At 51.6% G+C, this 21,324-nt stretch carries 19 protein-coding genes and 1 pseudogene; 4 read left to right on the top strand and 16 right to left on the bottom strand.

The window, feature by feature from the left end:
* Positions 1 to 13: 13 nt before the first annotated feature.
* From KGP26_RS18940 to KGP26_RS18960, 5 genes and pseudogenes are all read right to left on the bottom strand, one after another.
* Positions 14 to 964: pseudogene (locus KGP26_RS18940) on the bottom strand (transketolase family protein); the annotation flags it as partial.
* A complete protein-coding gene (locus KGP26_RS18945; protein WP_223664439.1) occupies positions 957 to 1,793 on the bottom strand; it encodes a transketolase in 837 nt (278 codons plus the stop codon). The gene KGP26_RS18945 and the pseudogene KGP26_RS18940, both read right to left, overlap by 8 nt.
* Positions 1,790 to 3,172, bottom strand: coding sequence for a PTS ascorbate transporter subunit IIC (locus KGP26_RS18950; RefSeq protein WP_059201293.1), 1,383 nt, complete (start codon positions 3,170 to 3,172; stop codon positions 1,790 to 1,792). The genes KGP26_RS18945 and KGP26_RS18950 overlap by 4 nt, the downstream gene beginning before the upstream one ends.
* Positions 3,173 to 3,195: 23 nt before the next feature.
* The gene (locus KGP26_RS18955) at positions 3,196 to 3,477 is read right to left on the bottom strand and encodes a PTS sugar transporter subunit IIB (RefSeq protein ID WP_021178540.1); all 282 of its coding nucleotides are present in this window, start codon (positions 3,475 to 3,477) and stop codon (positions 3,196 to 3,198) included.
* Between the two features lie 97 nt (positions 3,478 to 3,574).
* Positions 3,575 to 4,018 carry a PTS sugar transporter subunit IIA gene (locus KGP26_RS18960; protein WP_209522603.1) on the bottom strand — a complete coding sequence of 148 codons (444 nt, stop codon included), beginning with the start codon at positions 4,016 to 4,018 and terminating at the stop codon, positions 3,575 to 3,577.
* 376 nt (positions 4,019 to 4,394) lie between these two features.
* Between KGP26_RS18960 and KGP26_RS18965 the strand changes: the two genes are divergently transcribed.
* Positions 4,395 to 5,414 (top strand): LacI family DNA-binding transcriptional regulator, encoded by a 1,020-nt coding sequence (locus KGP26_RS18965; protein WP_021806006.1) that lies wholly within the window; start codon positions 4,395 to 4,397, stop codon positions 5,412 to 5,414.
* A 58-nt stretch (positions 5,415 to 5,472) separates the two neighbouring features.
* On the opposite strand, the gene KGP26_RS18970 is transcribed toward KGP26_RS18965, so the two are convergent.
* From KGP26_RS18970 to KGP26_RS19020, 11 genes are all read right to left on the bottom strand, one after another.
* Positions 5,473 to 6,165, bottom strand: a complete 693-nt coding sequence (locus KGP26_RS18970; protein ID WP_021806007.1) for an oligogalacturonate-specific porin KdgM family protein — start codon at positions 6,163 to 6,165, stop codon at positions 5,473 to 5,475.
* Positions 6,166 to 6,383: 218 nt separating this feature from the next.
* Positions 6,384 to 7,673 carry an ABC transporter substrate-binding protein gene (locus KGP26_RS18975; protein ID WP_059201295.1) on the bottom strand — a complete coding sequence of 430 codons (1,290 nt, stop codon included), beginning with the start codon at positions 7,671 to 7,673 and terminating at the stop codon, positions 6,384 to 6,386.
* A gap of 15 nt (positions 7,674 to 7,688) precedes the next feature.
* Positions 7,689 to 8,816 carry an ABC transporter ATP-binding protein gene (locus KGP26_RS18980; RefSeq protein ID WP_021806009.1) on the bottom strand — a complete coding sequence of 376 codons (1,128 nt, stop codon included), beginning with the start codon at positions 8,814 to 8,816 and terminating at the stop codon, positions 7,689 to 7,691.
* Between the two features lie 13 nt (positions 8,817 to 8,829).
* Positions 8,830 to 9,744, bottom strand: coding sequence for a carbohydrate ABC transporter permease (locus KGP26_RS18985; RefSeq protein WP_059201296.1), 915 nt, complete (start codon positions 9,742 to 9,744; stop codon positions 8,830 to 8,832).
* Positions 9,737 to 10,627, bottom strand: a complete 891-nt coding sequence (locus tag KGP26_RS18990) for a carbohydrate ABC transporter permease (RefSeq protein ID WP_024530676.1) — start codon at positions 10,625 to 10,627, stop codon at positions 9,737 to 9,739. Before KGP26_RS18990 ends, KGP26_RS18985 begins: the two co-directional genes overlap by 8 nt.
* A 675-nt stretch (positions 10,628 to 11,302) precedes the next feature.
* Complete coding sequence (yfcD, locus tag KGP26_RS18995) at positions 11,303 to 11,878, bottom strand: NUDIX hydrolase YfcD (RefSeq protein WP_021178548.1); 576 nt, start codon at positions 11,876 to 11,878, stop codon at positions 11,303 to 11,305.
* 131 nt (positions 11,879 to 12,009) lie between these two features.
* Positions 12,010 to 12,561, bottom strand: coding sequence for a phosphodiesterase (gene yfcE / locus KGP26_RS19000; RefSeq protein ID WP_021806010.1), 552 nt, complete (start codon positions 12,559 to 12,561; stop codon positions 12,010 to 12,012).
* A gap of 103 nt (positions 12,562 to 12,664) precedes the next feature.
* Positions 12,665 to 13,309, bottom strand: coding sequence for an RpiB/LacA/LacB family sugar-phosphate isomerase (locus tag KGP26_RS19005; protein WP_021178550.1), 645 nt, complete (start codon positions 13,307 to 13,309; stop codon positions 12,665 to 12,667).
* 45 nt (positions 13,310 to 13,354) lie between these two features.
* Positions 13,355 to 14,116, bottom strand: coding sequence for a 2-dehydro-3-deoxy-D-gluconate 5-dehydrogenase KduD (kduD, locus tag KGP26_RS19010; RefSeq protein ID WP_021806011.1), 762 nt, complete (start codon positions 14,114 to 14,116; stop codon positions 13,355 to 13,357).
* A 289-nt stretch (positions 14,117 to 14,405) separates the two neighbouring features.
* Positions 14,406 to 16,469 (bottom strand): right-handed parallel beta-helix repeat-containing protein, encoded by a 2,064-nt coding sequence (locus KGP26_RS19015; RefSeq protein WP_223664440.1) that lies wholly within the window; start codon positions 16,467 to 16,469, stop codon positions 14,406 to 14,408.
* An 88-nt stretch (positions 16,470 to 16,557) separates the two neighbouring features.
* Positions 16,558 to 18,123, bottom strand: coding sequence for an MFS transporter (locus tag KGP26_RS19020; RefSeq protein WP_094981991.1), 1,566 nt, complete (start codon positions 18,121 to 18,123; stop codon positions 16,558 to 16,560).
* Between the two features lie 431 nt (positions 18,124 to 18,554).
* Here KGP26_RS19020 and KGP26_RS19025 point away from each other — a divergent pair, with 431 nt between their 5' ends.
* The 3 genes from KGP26_RS19025 to KGP26_RS19035 all read left to right on the top strand — a co-directional run bounded on the left by KGP26_RS19025 (position 18,555) and on the right by KGP26_RS19035 (position 21,312).
* Positions 18,555 to 19,721, top strand: a complete 1,167-nt coding sequence (locus KGP26_RS19025; protein ID WP_021806014.1) for an oligogalacturonate lyase family protein — start codon at positions 18,555 to 18,557, stop codon at positions 19,719 to 19,721.
* A 26-nt stretch (positions 19,722 to 19,747) separates the two neighbouring features.
* Positions 19,748 to 20,071: a cupin domain-containing protein gene (locus KGP26_RS19030; protein WP_021806015.1), complete on the top strand. Its 324-nt coding sequence runs from the start codon at positions 19,748 to 19,750 to the stop codon at positions 20,069 to 20,071.
* A 629-nt stretch (positions 20,072 to 20,700) separates the two neighbouring features.
* A complete protein-coding gene (locus tag KGP26_RS19035) occupies positions 20,701 to 21,312 on the top strand; it encodes a LuxR C-terminal-related transcriptional regulator (protein ID WP_209529481.1) in 612 nt (203 codons plus the stop codon).
* Positions 21,313 to 21,324 lie beyond the last annotated feature (12 nt).

Here is a 21,324-nt window from a genome sequence, read left to right on the forward strand (position 1 = left end):
TGGGGTGAGGGGTCAACAACTCATCCGCCGCCGCCACAATATGCGCCGCCGTCAGGCCATACTCCTGCTGCAAGAACTCCTGCGTGCCCACTTGCCCATAGCGGCCTTTGACTCCCACTCGCCGCATCGGTACCGGACATTCTTCCACCAGCACCTCCGCCACCGCCGAACCAAGCCCATTATGAATACTGTGGTTCTCGCAGGTGACGATCCTGCCGGTTTTCGCCGCAAAGGTTTTGATGATTTCACGATCGATAGGCTTGAGTGTAAACATGTCAATCACCGCCGCGCTGATACCACGCTGTTGCAGTTGCTGAGCCGCCTGCAACGCTTCGGCGACCATAATGCCGTTGGCGATCAGCGTAATGTCGCTGCCGTCACGCAGCAGATTAGCCTTGCCGATGGTGAAACGATAGCCTGCAGGATAAATGCGTGTCGCCTGCTTACGAATGGTTCGTACCCAGTAGAAGCCTTGCAACTTCACCAGTTGCTGCAAAATATCCTCGAACATGGTGGCATCGGTCACCTCCAACACCACCGAATGCGCCAGGCCGCGCACGATCCCCATGTCTTCAAACGACATATGCGTGCCGCCGTTATGGCAGGCGCTGACCCCGGCATCGGAAGCGATCACCTTGACGTTGTTGCGCTGATAATCCAACGACATAAACAGCTGATCGAAACAGCGGCGGCTGGCAAAAGCGGTGAAGGTGTGGACGAAAGGGACCCGCCCGGTCAGCGACAAACCGGCGGCTACGCCAATCACATTAGCCTCCATGATGCCGCAGTTGATGACCCGCTCTGGGTGATCCTTATGTACGCCATCCATCGCCATCGAACTCATCAGATCGGCTTCCAGTGCAATCACCGGCGTATCGGCTTCGGCCTGTTGGCGGATCACGCTGGCGTACACCTTACGCATTTCTACGGCGTCTTTTTCAAACGGCATTTCCAGGTTAAACATAGGCGGCCTCCAGGTCGGCAATGGCCTTTTCAATTTCGCTACGAACATCTGGCGTTAAGCGCAGATGGTGTGAGTTTTTCAGGTTCTCCAGATACGCCACGCCCTGCCCCTTGAGGCTATCGAGGATCACCACCAACGGCCGCTGCTCGCCACTGCGTTCCGGCAATACGGCATCACGGATCGCGGCAATGTCATCCCCACGAACGGTTTGCACCTCAAAACCGAAGGCGTGGAATTTACCGGCCAGATCGAAGGGTTTGATCACCTCATCCAGCGTGCCGTCCAACTGCTGTTTGTTGTAATCAATAAACAGCGTCAAATTATGCAGGTTGTGGTGGGCGATAAATTGGAACGCTTCCCAGCATTGGCCTTCGTTCAGTTCACCATCCCCCAGGATGCAGAATACCCGGTTGCTGCGCTTTGCCAGTTGGTGTGAAAGCGCCATACCGGCTGCAATAGAGACCCCTTGCCCGAGCGATCCGGTAGTGGCATCCACCCCACGGGTTAGCAAGCGATCTGGGTGGCTCGGCAACCGGGTGCCATTCTGGTTGAGCGTTTGCAGCTGTTCCAACGGGAAATAGCCCTTAAGCGCCAGCACGCTATACAGTGCCGGACCAGCATGGCCTTTCGACAGCACGAAATAATCGCGCTCAGGCCAATCCGGGTCACCTGGATCGATACGCATCACTTCGCCATACAGCACCGCCAGCGTTTCAACCACCGACATACAGCCGCCGTAATGGCCAAACCCCAGCCCAGTGAGGGCCTTCAGCGTTTCCAGACGGATCGCCCCGGCCAATTGCGTCAAATCAGTCACGATGTTGCTCATGAACTTTCCTCCTTATTTCTGGCTGGGACATCTTTGCGTTTTCCCAGGAAGTTATGCGCGACCAGCAGGCCAAAGATGGCGACGATCGCGACCATGATCATTTCTTTGGTCAGGAAGCGTGCCATATTGCCCAACACGATCCCCACCACGCCGAAGTCCGTATCGGAGAAAGTGGTGTTGGCAAAACCCAGCGCGCCCAGTACCGGTAACAACAGCACCGGCAGGAAGGTAATCAACAAACCGTTGGCAAATGCCCCCAGCATGGCACCACGCCGCCCACCGGTCGCATTGCCGAACACCCCGGCAGTGGCCCCGGTAAAGAAGTGCGGCACCACGCCCGGCAGGATCAGTACCATCTTCATTTGGCCGAGCAAGAACAGACCCACCAAGCCACCCAGGAAGCTGAACAGGAAACCAATCAACACCGCATTGGGGGCGTAGGGATAGACCACCGGGCAGTCCAGCGCCGGGCGGGCATTAGGGACCAGTTTTTCCGAGAAGCCGGTAAAGGCCGGGACGATCTCGGCCAGGATCAGGCGCACACCTTGCAGAATGATGAATACCCCGGCGGCAAAAGTGATCGCCTGAATAATCGAGTACACCAGGTAGTTCTGCCCGCCACTCAATTGGCTTTCGACGTAATCCTGGCCCGCGCAGATAGCCAGGATCAGGTAGATCACGATCATGGTCATCGAGATGGAAATCGAGCTGTCACGCAGGAAGCTGAGGTTTTTAGGTAAGTTCATCTCCTCGGTGGAACGCGAGTTTTTCCCCACCTTGGAACCGAGCCAGCCGGAAAGGACATAGCCCAAGGTGCCGAAATGGCCAAAGGCAATGTCGTCGTTACCGGTAATGCGGCGCATATAGCGCTGGGCGATAGCCGGGAAGAACGCCATCACCAATCCCAGAGTCAGCGCTCCGGTGAACACCAACTGTACGCCCTCAAAACCGGCCACGGTAAGGATGATGCCGATCATACAGGCCATGTAGAAGGTGTGGTGCCCGGTCAGGAAGATGTATTTCAAGCGGGTAAAGCGAGCCACGATGATGTTGGCCACCATGCCAAACGCCATAATCAGCGCGGTGGAGGCACCGTATTTCTCTAGTGAGATAGAGACAATGGCTTCGTTATTGGGAATAATGCCCTGAATATTGAACGCATGCTCAAACATGCCACCCAATGGATTCAGTGAGCCGACTAATACCGTCGCCCCACCGCCCAACACAATAAAGCCCAGAATGGTTTTAACCGTCCCTTTGACCACGTCAGAAAAAGATTTCTTTTGTGCCAATAGACCAATCAAGGCAATCACCCCGACCAATACCGCCGGGACCTTTAATATATCAACCACAAACCTGAGCGTTTCCTGGATAAACATATCCACCTCGCCAATGGGTTAGATTAAATAATGGAGTGGGCTGTGAAGTAAGCACGCAGCTTGGCTTCAAGCTCATTAATATCAATGATATTGCTGATCACCACTAACTGGTCGGCTGGGACACTGGCGCTAGCGGCAATATCTTTCGCCATCACGAAGATATCTGCCGCGCCCGGCGTTGCCGAGGAAAGATCGGAATGTTCAACCTCCGCCTCAATATTCATTTTTTTCAGCACTTTCTTGATGTTCATTTCCACCATAAAACTGCTGCCCAATCCTGAGCCACAAATAGCCATGATTTTCATTATTCTTACCTGCCAGATTTTATGTGTAGGATAGCGTCACCCGATATCTATCGGATGCTGAGTATTATCAAAAGCTGCGGGTATAACCGGTTAGAGATTAATAATTAGCGATAACATCCTCAATTTGCCGTTTGGTTTGCGCCAGGAACAGTTTCTCCATGGCTTCGCTATCAGAAAATAACTCGGCCAGCTGCGAGATCATTTCAATGTGGCTACTGCTATCTGGAGCGGAAAGCATCACCACGATGAAGACCGGATCGTTATCTTCGGACTGAAAATGCACGCCCTGATTGATCTTTAATAGTGAAAGACCAAGCGCTTTGGCGCCTTCCTCCGGCCTGGCATGGGGCATCGCGATACCGGGTGCCAACACGTAATAGGGCCCCAGCGCCTGATGTTGGCGAAATATGGCTGTCAGGTAATCAGCGGTGATCACACCGCGCTGCAGCAGTGGCTGAGCACACAATGTGACCGCCTCCTGCCAGTCAATAACCTGATCGCACAGTTGAATATGGTCGGCGTTCAGCCAGTCGTTGAGCACATCTCCTCCTTATGGGTTTTTTCCCTTAAACCGCCAGAGTTTCCGAACCTAAACGGGACGAAATCTGTTGGCTATGGATCGTTTGATGGCACGTAGCCGTCATGGAAAAGCCCGGCGACGGTAAAACTTTAATCAACGTGCAGGGGTTAAACTGTGACTTATCGCACAAAGATAGCGCTACCAAAAATCCTTCATCCAGATCTGTGATAGCGCTATCAAAACTATCGGGGATGAAACCCGGCGGCTCAGTTTTTTTATCGATCGCCAAAGGAACGGGGTAGAATGGGCACAGAAGCGGGAACGACGAAGCCCAGTAATGGGTTTCAACCCATGAGCTCATTTATGCGTTATGCGCGCATTTCAGTCAGGATCAGCAATGTCGATCGGTAGAAAACGACGCAGTACCGGCCGGGTTACCCTGGCCGACGTAGCCCAATTGGCAGGCGTGGGCACCATGACCGTCTCGCGGGCGCTACGCACGCCGGAACAGGTTTCAGATAAGCTGAGAGAAAAAATTGAGTCGGCGGTCAGTGAGTTAGGTTATCTCCCCAACCTGGCGGCGAGTTCGTTAGCCTCGGCGTCTTCTTATACCATCGCCATGGTGGTGCCGAGTTTTTCCGAGTCCGGCTGTGCGGATATGTTTGCAGGGTTACAGCGGGTACTGCAACCGGCGGGTTACCAGATCATGCTAGCCGAGTCCCAACATCATATCGAGCGTGAAGAAACGTTGCTGGAAACCCTGCTCTCTTACAACCTGGCGGCGGCCGTGCTGTTAAGCATTGAGCATTCTGAAAATACCCGTCAGGCATTAACCGCAGCCAATATTCCGGTAGTGGAAATTGGAGCAATCCGTACCGACCCGATCGACATCAATATCGGCATCGATTACGTCGCCGCCATGTATCAGCTCACGCAAACCGTGATTGCCAGCGGGTATCAGAATGTTGGGCTGCTGTGTGCTAATCAGGAACAGTGGATTTTCCAACAGCATCTGCAAGGCTGGCACAAAGCGCTACTGCAGAACCACATGTCCCCTCATCGGGTGATTAATGCCGCGCAACCCGCAAGCTTTAGCCTCGGCGCCCAGCAATTGCCGGAGTTTTTACTGGCCTGGCCTGAGTTGGATGCCTTGGTCTGTGCGTCTGATGAACTGGCCTGCGGCGCGCTGTATGAATGCCAGCGGCGGCGCATCAAGGTACCGGAACAGCTGGCGATCGTGGGGTTTGGTAACAGCGAGGTCAGCCAGGTCTGCCAGCCACCGCTGACGACCATGACCGTGCCGCATAAGGAGATTGGTATTCAGGCAGGTAAGGCATTGTTGGCACGTTTGAACGATCAGCCCTGGCAGCCCAAAGGTTCGATCCCTTCAACCCTGTGCCGTCGTAGCAGCTGCTAACGATGACGATACCGGGAACCCGCCGATAAGTCGGTATTCCCGGTAGTTTCACCCTTGCTTACCAGCTATAAGAGACCCCAACACGGTAGCGCGTCTGGCGGTTATCGTGTTGGCTATCCTGCTTCACGTTCCCCACTTCAACATAAGGCTTCCAGTTTTTATCCCACTTGTAAGCCAGCTTGACGTTATGCTCGTAATCGGTTTTGCCGTCGTCAAAAATAACCTTGTTGCTGCTCTTATACACGTAGTTATATTCGGCCGACCAGTCCTTGTAGAAGTTATAACCTAACCAAAAATCACCACGGTTGGTTTTCTCATCCCCCTCTGAACCTTTTGAGGTGGTACGCTTATATTCGTAGCGATATCTGCCCGCTACATAAATGTCTTTGGTAAAGTTATACTGCGCACGCAGATAAGGGCGATAGCCGTTATTATTACTGTTGGACTCTAGCGAGAACCCAGGCTGCAGGGTGATTGCATCAAATTTATGCTGATAGCTGACGACGGCTTCTGTGCCATTACTGACCTGCTCGTGGAAAGGTTTATCAGGCGTAGAGTCTGAAGAGTCCTGACGCCATTTTGCTTCCAGAGAGAATCCCAGGCCGTTATCGAAACGATGCGAGACCAGCATTCTATTTTTATGGTCGCCTTTGGCTGTATCCTGCCATTCATGGCGCAAATCAAGCGACATGGCCATTGCACTAAAGTTTGCTACAGAGGCTAACACCAGAGTCAATAATTTAAATTTCATTATTACTACCCTTATCATTTAATTATAGAAAAGACATCCCCACTTTAATTAAGGGGGTTATAGAGTTATTTGAAATACTTATTATTTGAAAATGGGCAAAGCGTCATTGCTATTTAATACAAATTTATTTTTCTTACGGCTTCCCTGTTAGCGTTAATGAATGTAATGATTAGCTGATAAATAAGCCCCCACCCAAGATAAGGTGGGGACAATTCTTGTTAGCGCATTGCGCGTTTCAGAATACGGTCGCCCTGGCGCTGGAAATCAGCAGCCACTTCCTGCACCGTTTTCTTGCCATAATCGATATTCTGAATGGCATCCTGGAACAGCACTACAATCTGCGGGTCGTCAAAATACGGTGAAGCGCTGATGGCATGCGGCAGTGACAGCGCCAGTTTCAACCCGGAAACCGCCGGATCGCTATCCTGGATCACGCCACTTTCGGTCAATTGGCTGACAGCCACTTTGCTTAACGGAACCCCCCGCTCCAGCTTCAGCGCCTCAACGCCTTCCTTGCTGTTTAACAGGAAGTTAATCAACATTGCCGCTTCTTTTGGATGCTTGCTGCTTTTACCAATCGAAAACATTTGCGACGGCTTGAAGAACAATCCGGCATCTTTGGCACCCGGCAGCATCGGGTATGGGCCCAATACCAGCTTGGCCGGTGCTTTCAGGTTATCGGAGTATTTGTTGATGGTGGAGTTCCACATATAGGTCCCACCCCATTCCCCCGCAATCCATGGCTTCATCTCATACATGTTGTTTTTGCCGAACGAGGCGTAGTATTTCGATGATGGCATGACGTGGCTGTCTACCATGTTTTTATACATCTGGAAGAAATCGACCCATTGTGCTTCGCTATAGGCAAACTTCTTCTGCGCTTCATCGATAATATCGACGTTATATTTTTGGATCATGTAGGAACGTAACAGTGCGAAGGTATCCTGGTGCTCCAACACCACCGGATAATATTTATCGCCCAGTTTTTCGTTGAAGGTTTTACCGGCGGCGAGCAATTCATCCCAATTATTGGGATATTGCACACCCGCGTCTTTCCAGGTGACATCGTTATAATAGAAAACACGTGCGGTCACTGAAATCGGAATGCCGTTCAGCTTGCCGTCAATCGTGGTGGTTTGTAGCTCTTTGGGATCAAACTGCGTCAGATCCAGGTACTCACTCACCTTGTTCAGGTCATAGAATCCGGTGCCGGTTTTTGAAAAGATCGGCAGCCAGTTCCAGTTGGTTTGCATCACGTCCGGCTCGGTGCCCCCGGCAATCTGTGTGGTCAGGCGTGAAAGGTGACCGTCCCAGCCGGTATATTCCGATTTCACCTTGATATTCGGGTTCTGCTTCTGGAATTCCTCAATCGCCTTCAACGTAACCTGATGGCGGCCATTGCCTCCCCACCAGGACATACGCAAGTCAACCTGTTCAGCGGCAAAGGCCTGATGGGCAAATATCGCCATGGACGAGGCTACCAGGGTACGTAAGACTATTTTTTTCATTATTGACCACTCCTGTTAAAGAGAAATATTCTTTTCTGTTTTCGCATCAAAAATGTGGCATTTATCCATATCGAATTTGAAGTAAACCGGACGATGCAGCCCATTTTTCAGGATCGGTTTGACGTCATCGGAAGGAATACGGCAGGTCAGTTCAAAATCATTCACCTTCAGGTAAACAAAGAACTCATGGCCCATATTCTCGACGCGGACCAGTTCCCCTTCAGAGTGGTTGCCCTCAAACGGCGACTCTGAAATCGATACAAACTCGGGCCGCACGCCAAAGAACACGTCCTGCCCGACAAAGCTGGCGACCTTATCCTGCTGATACTGGCTGAGGGTCAAGGTGTAGTTACCGACGGTGAGGCCGATTTTGCCGTCCTGCTCTACCAGCTTGCTCGGCTTGATGTTCATTTCTGGCGCACCGATAAATCCGGCGACAAACATGTTTTTCGGGAAGTGGTACAGGTTGTCTGGCGTATCCACCTGCATGATATGGCCCAGCTTCATCACGCAGATACGGTCGCCCATGGTCATGGCTTCGGTCTGATCGTGGGTAACATAGACGGTGGTCGCCGGTTTGCCGCTCTTTTTCAGCTGCTTGTGCAAATCGGAAATACGGATACGCATCGACGCACGCAGCTTGGCATCCAGGTTAGACAACGGTTCATCGAACAGGAACACGTCTGGTTTTTTCACAATTGCGCGGCCTACGGCCACACGCTGCGCCTGCCCACCGGAGAGTTGGCGTGGCAAACGATCCAACAGCTCTTCCAGCTCCAGGATCTTGGCGGCTTCGTTAACCTGCTCTTCAATTTGCTCTTTAGGCATCTTGCTCAGCTTCAAGCCAAAGGCCAGGTTATCTTTTACCGTCATATGCGGATATAGCGCATAGTTCTGGAACACCATGGCAATACCACGGGATTTAGGGGCCAGGTTATTCACCACGCGATCGCCTATGCGCACTTCGCCGCCGCTAATGGTTTCCAACCCTGCCAGCATCCGCAGCGTGGTCGATTTGGCACAGCCGGAAGGGCCGACAATCACCATAAACTCGCCATCGGCAATGGTCAGATTGATGCCATGCACCGCCTTATAACCGTTGCTGTACACTTTCTGCAGATTGTTAAAAATGACTTCAGCCATGATAGATCCTCAATTAACCTTTAATTCCGCTGCTGGTAACGCCCTGCACAAAGTAGCGTTGGGCCAGGAAGAACACGATGATGGACGGCAAAATAGAGATGCTTGCCATAGCCAGGATTTCGTTCCACGGCGCACCTTCTGTCACGTCGATAGACATTTTCAACGCCAGCGCAATCGGGTACTTATCAACGCTATAGACGTAGATCAACGGGCCAATAAAGTCATTCATTGACCACATAAACTGGAACAGCGCGACGGAGATAATCGCCGGTTTCAGGATCGGCACCACCACATACCACAGCACCTGGAACGAGTTGCAACCATCAATCTGGGCCGCCTCTTCCATATCCCGTGGCACACCTCGCAGGAACTGGATCAACATAAAGACAAAGAACCCTTGAGTCGCAAATGCCAGCGGTAAATAAAGCGGCAGATAGCTGTCCAGCATGCCCATTTCACGGAACATGATATATTGCGGGATCAGTAACACCGTGCTCGGCAGCAACATGGTAGTGATCAGCGTGGCAAACCAGAATTTCTTCCACGGGATCTCAAAGCGGGCAAAGCCGTAGGCCACAATGGTCGATGAAATAATGGTTAATAACACCTTGGGGATCACAAATTTAAAGGTGTTAAGCATGTAATGACCAAAGTTATATTCCGTGCCGGTTTTCCAACCGTTGACGAAACCGTCCGAGGTCGCATGTTCCGGCCACAGGCCCAGGGTAGTGAAGATCTCCTGGTTGGGTTTAAACGAGGCCGAGAACATCCACACCAGCGGATAAAGCATCAACAATCCCACCAGCAGCAGCACGACGTAACGAATAGCGGCACTGATTTTTTCCCGGCGCAATGTGCGCTGAACTTCACGCTCAGCGATTTCCTGCGCACTGGACATGGGTAATTGGTTCTGTTGCATGTCAGCCATTTTTGCCACCTTTGTCTGCCGAGTAGAAGACCCAATACTTCGATGATTTAAAGGCGATTGAGGCGAACAGGGCCACAACCAGGAACAGGATCCACGCCAATGCGGCACCGTAACCCATATCAAAATATTTAAAGGCGGTATCGTAGATATACAGTGAGAACAGATAGGTGTAATGGGTAGGCCCACCCCCGGTAATCACATACGGAGCCGTAAACTCCTGGAACGCCTGCGTGGTCTGCATAATAAAGTTGAAGAAAATCACCGGTGTGATCAGCGGTACCGTGACCTTCATAAACATCTGCCACTTGGAAGCACCATCAATCATGGCCGCTTCATATTGTGACTGTGGTACGTTTTGCAGCGCCGCCAGGAAGATCACCATCGCAGAGCCGAACTGCCATACGCGCAGCAACGTAACCGACATCAATGCCAGAGAAGGCTCGCCCAACCAGTTGACCGGATCCATACCAAAGACACCGATAAAGCTGTTTAGCAGCCCGTCGATGGCAAACAGAGCACGCCATAGCACGGCAATAGCCACGCTGCTGCCCAGAATGGAGGGAACATAATACGCCGTACGGAAAAAGCCGATGCCGCGCAGTTTAAAATTAAGGACAAACGCGATACCTAACGCAAATGCCAATTTTAACGGGATGGTCAGAAACACATATGCAAAGGTGACGCCCATCGATTTCCAAAAAAGATGGTCTTCCATCAGCATATAACGATAGTTTTCCACCCCGTTAAACACCGGGGGATTCATCAGGTCATATTCCGTAAAGCTCAGCAAGAATGATGACACAAAGGGGAACGCCGTAAATATGATCAACCCTATTATATAAGGTGATATATAGGCTAACCCCAGCATTCTGTTTTCATTCATGGTTGTTACCCATAGCCATTTAAATAGAAAAAGAAATGAAATTAGTTAAGTGAAATTTAAGTCTTATTAAACAATAGAAATGACAAGCCCGGCAGTCTGCCCAGGTTCAGCATCCTCCCCGTCGTGATAAATCGATAAATTTTTTCAGGCATTCACTGGCCAATCTCCGCCAGTCATCAGCAGCCAATGCTCGCATTGTCACTATGCCGTTAGGTTGCTTGTTACAGTAGGATAATTCCATTTTTCGGTCTCCCAGATGATCCTGTCATCTACCAACCAACAAACTGAAACACTATTTCAAATTATTATATCTGAAATTTTTCCAACGTCATTCAGTGGATGGCAAAAGTGTGACCAAAGTAGAAACGTTGTTTTGATTTTTTTATAAAAAAACAAAAATTATCAAAACCAAAACAAAGTCAATGTATAACCAAATGATAAATAGAGATATTTATACTTTTTGAATTTGTAGCACTAAGGATAGAAATTTTGATGAGATGGGTTAACTAATTGTAGGTAGATAAAATCAGCAGATTTGGGCCGAGAGGGTAAGTATAAATGCCATCATTGATGGTTACATTTGTGATTTCAGACGGTTGGCAAGTGGGGAGGGTCTAAATGAAGAGAAGAATAGACGGCCTTGCTACTCTATGGGCAGCAAGGCCGTGCGTTAAATCAGGCGTCTTCCTCGCCAGAGCTGGCTCTGCTTTCGCGCGGCAGCGGCTTGCCGTAGTCCTGGCCGTTATTACGCGTCAGCCACAACGATAATGCCTTCAGTGAATCGGGGGTGAATTCGTCGCAGCGGGCGGTGATCTCCTCTGGCGTCAACCAGCTCACTTCAGCCACTTCTTCTTCCTGCAGAGCAAACGGGCCATTGGCGACGCAGCTAAATAACGCCCCCCAAATACGGCACTGTTCCTCTTCAAAGTAGAACAGACCATGTTCGGCAAACGGGATCCCGGCGATACCCAGCTCTTCTTCCGCCTCACGGCGGGCAGAATCCAACACGTTTTCCCCGCTTTGTACCACTCCCCCGGCGGTGGCATCCATCCAACCCGGGTAAAAATCTTTGGTGTCTGTGCGCCGCTGCACCAGAATTTTCCCCATACCATCATGCACCACGATATAGGTCGCACGATGACGCAGCCGTTGGGCACGCATCTGTTGACGACTGGACTGAGCAATCACTTCGTTTTGCTCGTTGACGATATCAACCCACTCGGTATCTGCAGCCTGATCCTGTTCCGCCATCCTGTAAAACCTTCTATTTTGGGCGCGATGCATGCCGCGCACGGGTTATGCTTCAATTATTTTTGGTATGTGTCCCAGCTCTGCCAAGGAACAACCCTGGCTGCCACTTTCAAGCTATCGGGACTCTAAAATTAGTGCGTTAACGCCACCTCTGCAACAACCTTGCCGTTGTGCAACTCGAGTACGCTCAAGACGTCGTCTGCCAGTATGCCATAGCTGGCAGGAAAACCCCCTTTCGGGATGCTGACCGAGCCTGGATTAAAGCAGTAGATCTCCCCCTGCCTTTGTGCCTGGGGCAAATGCGTATGGCCATACACCAGCACGTCCCCGCCCGTTAAAGGCGGTAATGTGTTGGGATGATAAAGGTGCCCGTGGGTTAAAAACAATCGTCTTTTGGCTAACAGCACCTGCTGGTAAGGGGCCATCATCGGGAAGGAGAGCAGCATCTGATCGACTTCACTGTCGCAATTACCGCGAACGGCAACGATCTTGTCACTAACGTGATTCAATCGTTCGGCTACCTGCGCTGGCTGATAGTTGTCTGGCAAGGCGTTGCGCGGACCGTGATTGAGCAAATCGCCCAACAGGATCAACCAATCGGCCTGGCTTTGAGCAAACAATTCGAGGATTTTGTCGGTGGCGGAGAGCGAACCATGCAGGTCCGAGGCGAACATCAGCTTCATAATCTTTCCTTTGGTACGGAATATGAAACCATTTTAACGTAGCTGGGTTAGACAACAAGCGGTGGGGAAAACAGGTGGCCGAAATTCGGCCACCTGAAGAACATCAGGCGCGGGCCAGCAGTTCTTTGACAAACGCCACAATCTCCGGCTTTTTGCCGTTGGAGAACAGGCATTCCTGGAAGCGAGGGCCGCTCACGGCGGTCTTCACCAGCTCTGGATCGATGGCACGCAGCGTATCCAGGTAGTTGTCTTTGATCACCGCCTGCTTAACCTGATTGAGGATACCGGCGTTACGAACCTGAGGTTCCTTACGCTCTACCGGATAACCTTCACCTTTACGCCCGGTAAAGGCCTTCTCAAAGATATAGCGCACGTTCAACTCAGCACCCCAGCCAAAGCCTTTGGCAAACGGCAAGGACAGCGCATTACCGTTGTTGATCTGAGCGAACAGGAAAGCATCCGCAGGATCGATACAGTAACCGCACACTACGCCAGGATGGATGTTCAATGACATCAAGGCGCCCTGCCCGGTACCGCAGCCGGTGACCACAAAGTCGACCGCTTCAGCGTTCAGCAGAATGCTGGCCATAATCCCTAAATGGATATAGGTCAGATGGTGATCCTGCTCATCGCTCATACCCACGTTGAACACCGCATCATGATTGCCAGCCGCAACCGCCTGCAATTGTTCGAGAACCAGCGCATTTTTACCCGCCTGGCTGTTTTCCATCATCAGTGCAATATTCATCTTTTGCTCTCCGCAAATAAAATCAATCGGTTATTCTTTGTCTCGTTAGCGAGCCAACCAGCCGCCATCTACCGCTACGGTGTAGCCATTGATGTAATCCGACGCCGGTGAAGCCAGGAATACCACCGGCCCCATCAGATCTTCTGGCAGGCCCCAACGGCCAGCCGGGATACGCTCGAGGATTTCCTCGCTGCGGGCCTGATCGTCGCGCAGTTGGCGAGTATTGTTTGTCGCCATATAGCCAGGAGCCAACGCGTTGACGTTGATACCGTGGCTGGCCCATTCGTTGGCCAACAGACGGGTAACACCCATGACGGCGCTCTTGGACGCGGTGTAAGACGGCACACGGATGCCCCCTTGGTAAGACAGCATGGAGGCGATATTGATGATTTTGCCGCCGGAGCCTTGAGCAATAAACTGGCGGGCCACCGCCTGAGACATGAAGAACACCGTCTTGATGTTCAGGTTCATCACGTCATCCCAATCTTTTTCGCTAAACTGCAGCGCATCCTGGCGGCGAATGATGCCCGCGTTATTGACCAGAATATCGATATGGCCGAATTCGGCTACCGCGCGCTCCAGCAGCTCAGGCAGCACTTCCAGCTTGCTCAGGTCGGCTTTCAGGCTCAGGAAACGACGCCCCAGCGCAGTAACTTTGGCGATGGTTTCGTCCGGCTCAACCACGTTAACGCCAACGATATCACAACCTGCCTGAGCCAGCCCTATGGCCATCCCCTGTCCCAGCCCGGTGTCACAACCGGTCACAATCGCCACTTTACCCTGCAATGAAAAATTATCGAGAATCATGCTCTTGTCCTTAGTACTCAGGGCATCAGCGGCCCTTGTCAAAAGTGGGGATAGCGTTGCAATCCCGCCAGTGTCCGCAGCTTGCTGCCATACAGGGGGAACGATATTGCCCGCCCCTGTCATCATGATGGCGCAAGTCTAACGCTTATCCTTGGCGCGATCAATAAAATTGAAACAATGTTTTATTTTAAATGAAAGTAATTTTTGTTTATGTGATGAGTGCCGTTTTCACCGGAGCAAAAACGGCATAACCGCTGGGTTTATCTACATCGATATCGCATACAGCGCCTTAAGGAGCTACTGGCAACAAAAAGGCATTGTTGTCGGCGATGTTCCCCACCACCGCATCGGCATATTCTCCCGGCTTGCTACGCAGCGAGACGTTGCCACTGAATACGCCCTGCTTGTCCTGCGTGGTATAGGGGCCCGGACGGAAAATGTAGTTAAACCTCTGGTTATCAATCGCCATATTGCTGGTGACTTGCAGGGCGCCAGGGTTGAAGTTGTCGGTAAACCCATCCATGCCGTTTTCAATGGCGAGGCTGTTAGTCACCTGATGGGCCACTGGCAACCCTTCTCCCCCCAGTTTGAAACCATTATTGACATTGCGCAGCGCGACGCTGTTCTCAATGATCACCTTGCCGTTCGGGCCATCCTCGATCTTGTTAAACAGATCAAAGCCGTCATCCACGTTGTCATGCGAGAAGCAGGCGACCAGCCGATTTCCCTCGCCCACACGCATTTTGACGGCAAAACCATCCGCATTGATCAGACCTGGATCCTTGTTGGCGTATGATTCGGAATGGCTTATCAGGTTGTGGCTGGCCCACAGTGGCCGGTCGGCGTTAGCCGGGGAAGAAATGACAATTCCGGTATCATCCGCATGGTGTGCCACCACCCGGTCAAGGTGGTTATGGCTACCCGTAATGCGCAGGCTTTTTTCCGTTACCGTGATGCCCTGAATATCCCAATAGCTGGCTGCCAGTTCCATCCCGTGCAGCACCACGCCATCTCCAAGCGGCCGGAGCTTTTTGGCATGCGTGGCGGTGCCACTGGCTAAGGCAGGTATGACAGCCAAGGGGTAATCCCCCGCCGCCAGCCAAAGCGTGCCACCCGGCGTCAAGGATTGCACGGCGGTGGCAAAATCCAGCGGATGCTGCTGACTACCATCATTTTCGGCTTTGCCCTGTGGCGCAGCATACAGATTAGCGGCGTCGGCATAGTGCGCTTTGCGCACCATCAGCTTGTCACTCTGAGCGTTGCCTTTTACCGTAGTGAAACGGTAATCCAGCACGGTTTCCGCCTTCTTCAGCGCAACCTTCACCGCCAGCATCTCTCCGGCCTGTACCTTACGCTCTGCGGCAATGACCACGCCGTCCTGGCTCAGCGACAGAATGCCACTCTCATTGCTGCGTAGTTGGAAGACGTAATCATCCGTGGCGGATATTGGCGCAGAACCGATCTCGATCTGCAACGGCATCGCTTTAACCGCAAACTCCTGTGCCGCCGGAAGCTGGCTTTCGCTGAGCGTCAGGCTGGCCTGGTTGACGGTAATGCGTGCGTTACGTGAAGCAAAAAAGCCCACGTAGTAACCTTCAGGATCCAGCTTGGTGACGCGGTGCGGATCGTTGGTCGTTTTACTGACCCAGTTGTCGCTGCCCAGCGGAGCATAGGCCGCGGTAAACCCCTGATCCGTGCGAGCCAGACGCAGCCGGAAGGTTGGCGTTTTCTGCAGATCGACCTCAGGTTGATACCCCTCACGTTTGATCTCGACGCCCGCGTTACCCCAGGAATTGAGCACGCCGTTGCGGGAAATCAGCGTCATTTTGACCCGCTGATGATCTTTTTTATCCTGCGTCATGATGGCATTCATCACCATGTTGGATGCCGCCGGAAACTCCTCATACCCCTGCTGGACCTTCTCCAACCGTGGTTTGCCGAGGATATCGCGGATCAGCAATCCCGCCCCCTCTTGCCCGGCGGGCAGGGCCATATTTTCCGGGCCAAACTGATCGACCGTCACCTCCGCCTCCAGAACCACATTGGCATTGGCGGGAACGCGCGTGTAGTAGAAGGTCAGGCCATCATGGCTGTTGCCGATTTTGCCCCCCCGGCTTTCGACGTGGAACGGCATTTTCAGCGGCCCGGCCTGCATCGGCTTGCCATTGGCCATCGTCACCTGATTGGTGCCCACTTTTTCCGGCAGCACGTTGGTGGCAAAGTTGGCATCCGTTGACTGGCCGAAAGCGATGGCTTGCCAAACCAGTTCATTAGCGGCAGGCAGCGGTGCGGCGACAGCGTGATGACACACGCTGGTCAGAGCAATTAATAACGACAGAGGTACGATCTTCATTTCCCTTTCCTTGTTTTTAATCGGTAGGGATCCCCCCGCCATGTTGGCGAGAAGATCCTGTCACTGGGTTTTGGGGAGATCAGGCCCGTTAGGCCGGTTTATACACAGGGGGAGAGACTTCAGGGGTGATATTCATCTTCTGGCAGATCTTGCTGTTGCCCCAACACTGTTCGTAAGGCAACCCCACCAGTTTCTCGATGACCAGGCGAACGTCGGGTTTAATATCGCCGATCTTGCCACCCGCCTTGATGCGGGCCACTTCATACAACACTACCTGGTGGGTTTGGCGGTTGAGCGTCATCTGGCTGCTGAAAATAATCGCCATCAGCGCCAACAGGATCACACCAGCAAAGAATACCCAGGAGATGGCGGTAATAGCGGTTTCCGGCTGAGTGTGAGACTTAGATTGGAAGCCGTAGTAACTGAGGATTGCCCCCATGGTAAAGACGATAATCGAACGCATAATCTTGCCGGAGAAGGTCATCGCCCCAGCATAGATCCCTTCACGACGGCGGCCAGTAAAGACTTCGTCCACGTCTGCCAGGAAGGTATACACCGTCCAGGGAATGTAATACACCCCGCCGGTGCCCAGGCCGAAGATCACGGTGATACCGATAATGGCAGCTGTGGCAATATGCGCAGGCAGGTTAAAGAAGTGCAGCAGGGAGTAGCAACAGACCGCAAACATCACGATACCAAGCGCCCAGGAATAAGGTTTACTGAAGCCTTTTTTCACGCACAGGCCAATAAAGATGGCGGTCGATATCAACTGTAAGATGGCATTCAGGCTGTTCAATCCGGCCAGAATGGCAGGATCGTATTGCAGCACGAAAATCACGAAATAGGTAAATACCGAGGCAAACAGCCATTCCGCGCCGAAGCCGAACAGATACATGCCCAGATGCTTGCGAAATACCCGCAGGTAGAAGGTCGATTGCATATCCCGCGCCAATGAAGCCAACGTTTTGAGCAGCGATTTCTTATGCTTAACCTCCGCTATTGCTTCATCCTTGCGCTCCCAGGAGAACAGATACAGCACGGTGATGGCAGTAAACAGGATCACGCCGTAGGTGATGCCGGTATACAGAAAAGGCTGAGCCGATTCTTTGCCGTAGAGCAGAATAAATTGCCCTGGGATAAACGCCGCCAGGAAGTTGGCCATCTTGCCAAAAATCGCTTTATAGCCAGTCAGCTTGGAGCGCATGGCGAAATCATCGGTCATTTCGGTCGCCAGCGTCTCGTAAGGTACCATCACCGAGGTATAAATCAGTTCGAAAATGACGTAGGTGGCGAGGTAGTACCAAAAACCAAAGCCCTCGACCCACAGCAGCGGGTAAAAGACCATCAGTGGCGCACCAATCAGCAAGAAGAAACGGCGCCGACCAAAGCGCTTACCGAGCCAGGTATTGCCAAAGTTATCGGTCAGATAGCCCATCACCGGGTTACTGATAGCATCAATGACGCTCGCAACCGAGAAGATGAATGACGCCTCCAGCAGCGTCAGCCCACAGAACGTGGTGTAAAAATAGAGCAGCCAGGCACCGCTGATCGCCAGCGCCCCGCTGCCCAGCAGGTTACCCCCGCCATAAGCCAGCTGATGTCCTAGCCTGACCGTTCTTCCCTTACCCAGAGCGTTAATACCATTCGTTGTCATCGTTTCTTCTCGCAAATAAAAATAATGAACTGCAATTTCATTTTTACAGGAATAACGTTTTATACTTTTAGGCGGGTTATAATGTTGTGATGAAAGTCACATAAAAAATAAGGGGATCTGATTTAACCAACTTTAAAACATAGGCAGCATCCGGCCATGGCCCCAGCATCAGGGATTGCCCATCCGTTTTTTTTCTATAGTGGCGAGCATGCAATGGCGTCATGCTGGTTGGCTATGAGCAAAACCACGATCCGCTAACAATCGGGCCAAGCGCAACGATTTATGCGATGTAGCTCTCATAAATCACCCGTTCGGGTTGGCCTAATCCGTCACTTTGATATCATTTTTCTAAATTTATGAAACAATGTTTTATTTAATTAAAGGATCGTCTGAACAGCGGCGGTTTATCGATAAGGTTAAGGGAGGCCATCGTGGCTAAAGGTTCAATCCACCAATTCAATTTCCATCGCACAACCGATGCCGGTACCGGCGCACAGCTCACCCGCCTGACACCGCCTGAAGTGCTGTGCCACCGCAACTACTTCTACCAGAAGTGTTTCACCAACGACGGCAGTAAGCTGTTGTTTGCTGGCGAATTTGACGGTAACCGCAACTACTACCTGCTGGATCTGCAACGGCAGCAAGCGGTGCAGTTGACCGAAGGTCCAGGCGATAACACCTTCGGCGGTTTTTTATCCCCGGACGATCGTTTCCTGTATTACGTGAAGAATGAACGTGAGTTGCGCCGGGTAGAACTGAGCAACTGCACTGAACAAACCGTGTATCGCGTGCCTGAAGAGTGGGTTGGCTACGGCACCTGGGTTGCCAACAGTGAATGCACCAGCCTGGTGGGTATCGAAATCGATCGCCAGGATTGGCAGCCTCTGACCGACTGGAAAATTTTCCACAGCTTCTTCACCAAAAACCCGCATTGCCGCCTGCTGCGTGTCGATTTGGCCAGCGGTGAATCACGTGTGATTTATGAGGATCGCCTCTGGTTGGGCCACCCAATCTATCGCCCATACCATAGCGACTGCGTCGCCTTCTGCCACGAAGGGCCACACGATCTGGTTGATGCCCGCATGTGGCTGATCAACGAAGACGGCAGCAATATGCGTAAGGTAAAAACTCATGCCCCAGGCGAGAGCTGTACGCACGAATTCTGGGTGCCGGACGGTTCAGCCCTGATGTACGTCTCTTATTTGAAAGGCCAGCAAGAGCGCAACATCTGCCGTTACGATCCACAGACCGGGCAGGATGAGATCGTGATGACCATGCCAGCCTGTTCGCACCTGATGAGCAACTACGACGGCAGTCTGTTAGTGGGTGACGGTTCGGCTACGCCGGTCGATATCAAGGATTCTCAAGGCTACACCATTGAGAACGACCCGTGGCTTTACGTGTTCGACGCCAAACAAAAACGTCAGGCACGTCTGGCCGCACATAACAGTTCATGGCGCGTGCTGAATGGTGACCGTCAGGTAACGCATCCGCACCCATCCTTTACTCCGGACAACCGGCAAGTGCTCTTCACCTCAGATTTTGAGGGAGAACCTGCGCTGTATCTAGCCCGCTTGCCGGAAGATCTCTTTGCTTGATGGCACTATTTTATTGAGGAACAGCCATGTTTATCTACAAACAGGATTGTGCGCTAGAAGACTTAGGAAACGGCGTGACCCGCCGCATTCTCGCCCATGGCGGCACCATGATGGCGGTGGAGGTCAACTTTAGCCAAGGCGCTGTCGGCCCGTTGCACAGCCATCCGCACGAGCAACTGACCTACGTGCTTTCCGGCCGCTTCAGCTTCACCATCGATGGCGTCACCAAAGAAGTCGCTGCCGGAGATACCTTGTACAAAAAGCCCGACGTGGTGCATGGCTGCGTCTGCCTGGAGGCCGGAACCTTACTGGATACCTTCACTCCACAGCGTGAAGATTTTCTGAAATAATCTTATGTGCTCCCGGCCATCATGCCGGGAGCATTTGGCACCCAATAAGCTGTAGTAATTCCCCCCTCCTCTTGCAGAAAATTACCCTGTTCCCCTTGCCCACACCATCAATATGCCTGCCGCCAAACCGGCCACAGACGAGAAATATCAATAATTCATATTCCAAACAATTAAACACAAACACATACACACAGTGAATGCATATAGGTAATTATCAGTCATTGACCGGTAAGTTACAGGATAGTTCTTATCTTTTGATTTTATTGAAATAATTGGTAACTTATCGATAAAATCAATTGTTTTTATCATATCGATCTATTTTATTGATCATTAAAAACAACTCTGCTATCCTATGTAATATAAATTTTCAATATAAATCAATGGAATGAGTAAATCTCATGGCTTACTGCGAGTATGTCGCCTATTGCCCACATTGTGATATTTCCATCGAGTTGACAGGGAACGTTCCCCCCTACGTTGAGGGGGCGGGTAGTTGCTGGATGTGCAGTAAGAAACTCGTCCTGATTTTCAGAAAGTCGGCAAAAAACCGTGCACGCCATCGACAAGATTGCGGCTCATCCGCCAACCCGCGCACAAGCTAAGATTATTACTGATTAGGATGATCAACTATGCCTGATATTCATATCTACACGGTGAGTAATGACCGCTATTTCTCCGCTGGTTTGCACGCGCTGCTCAGGCACGGTGAAACCTTACCCCACAATAAAATAGCGTTGCATGAATTACCCTTCGAGAAAGAGACGTTTGAGGCTCACACGCTGCCGGAACTGAAAAATAGCGCCTGTGATTTTCTGATTTTGGATTGCAGCTGCGGCTTTATTCATTATTACGGCGCCTGTTCTGCGCTCTATGCCGCCCTGGAGCAGGGCACGCTGGAGGCCAGGATCATCTTGATGTACGAAAACAGCCTGTGCCTGACCAACCCGGATATGTACAACCACTTTATCACTCTGGATAAAAATGCCTGTGTGGAGGATATCTTGCTAGCGATTTTCCCTCCCCAAACGGTGCAGGATGAGTTTGATGCCGAGGTAGAGGAAGCCACGAGCCGGCAGTATCTGACCGGCCGAGAGCTGATCGTCATCAATGAAATCTACAGCGGTGCACAGCCTTATGAGATCGCCAAAAAGCTCAAGCTCAGGCTAAAAACCATCAACTGTTATAAAAACCGGGCGATGAAAAAGATCTGTAGCAAAAGACCTCAGGATTTACATCTTTAGTCTCGTCATCAT

The organism is Serratia sp. JSRIV002 (assembly GCF_019968725.1).
Classification (GTDB): Bacteria; Pseudomonadota; Gammaproteobacteria; order Enterobacterales; family Enterobacteriaceae; genus Chania; species Chania fonticola_B.

Excerpts from the sequence above, each read along its gene's own strand:
- KGP26_RS18945 (WP_223664439.1), bottom strand. The coding sequence starts at position 1,793 with ATGAGCAACATCGTGACTGATTTGACGCAATTGGCCGGGGCGATCCGT.
- KGP26_RS18950 (WP_059201293.1), bottom strand. The coding sequence starts at position 3,172 with ATGTTTATCCAGGAAACGCTCAGGTTTGTGGTTGATATATTAAAGGTC.
- KGP26_RS18955 (WP_021178540.1), bottom strand. The coding sequence starts at position 3,477 with ATGAAAATCATGGCTATTTGTGGCTCAGGATTGGGCAGCAGTTTTATG.
- KGP26_RS18965 (WP_021806006.1), top strand. The coding sequence starts at position 4,395 with ATGTCGATCGGTAGAAAACGACGCAGTACCGGCCGGGTTACCCTGGCC.
- KGP26_RS18970 (WP_021806007.1), bottom strand. The coding sequence starts at position 6,165 with ATGAAATTTAAATTATTGACTCTGGTGTTAGCCTCTGTAGCAAACTTT.
- KGP26_RS18975 (WP_059201295.1), bottom strand. The coding sequence starts at position 7,673 with ATGAAAAAAATAGTCTTACGTACCCTGGTAGCCTCGTCCATGGCGATA.
- KGP26_RS18980 (WP_021806009.1), bottom strand. The coding sequence starts at position 8,816 with ATGGCTGAAGTCATTTTTAACAATCTGCAGAAAGTGTACAGCAACGGT.
- KGP26_RS18985 (WP_059201296.1), bottom strand. The coding sequence starts at position 9,744 with ATGGCTGACATGCAACAGAACCAATTACCCATGTCCAGTGCGCAGGAA.
- KGP26_RS18990 (WP_024530676.1), bottom strand. The coding sequence starts at position 10,627 with ATGAATGAAAACAGAATGCTGGGGTTAGCCTATATATCACCTTATATA.
- yfcD (WP_021178548.1), bottom strand. The coding sequence starts at position 11,878 with ATGGCGGAACAGGATCAGGCTGCAGATACCGAGTGGGTTGATATCGTC.
- yfcE (WP_021806010.1), bottom strand. The coding sequence starts at position 12,561 with ATGAAGCTGATGTTCGCCTCGGACCTGCATGGTTCGCTCTCCGCCACC.
- KGP26_RS19005 (WP_021178550.1), bottom strand. The coding sequence starts at position 13,309 with ATGAATATTGCACTGATGATGGAAAACAGCCAGGCGGGTAAAAATGCG.
- kduD (WP_021806011.1), bottom strand. The coding sequence starts at position 14,116 with ATGATTCTCGATAATTTTTCATTGCAGGGTAAAGTGGCGATTGTGACC.
- KGP26_RS19015 (WP_223664440.1), bottom strand. The coding sequence starts at position 16,469 with ATGAAGATCGTACCTCTGTCGTTATTAATTGCTCTGACCAGCGTGTGT.
- KGP26_RS19020 (WP_094981991.1), bottom strand. The coding sequence starts at position 18,123 with ATGACAACGAATGGTATTAACGCTCTGGGTAAGGGAAGAACGGTCAGG.
- KGP26_RS19030 (WP_021806015.1), top strand. The coding sequence starts at position 19,748 with ATGTTTATCTACAAACAGGATTGTGCGCTAGAAGACTTAGGAAACGGC.
- KGP26_RS19035 (WP_209529481.1), top strand. The coding sequence starts at position 20,701 with ATGCCTGATATTCATATCTACACGGTGAGTAATGACCGCTATTTCTCC.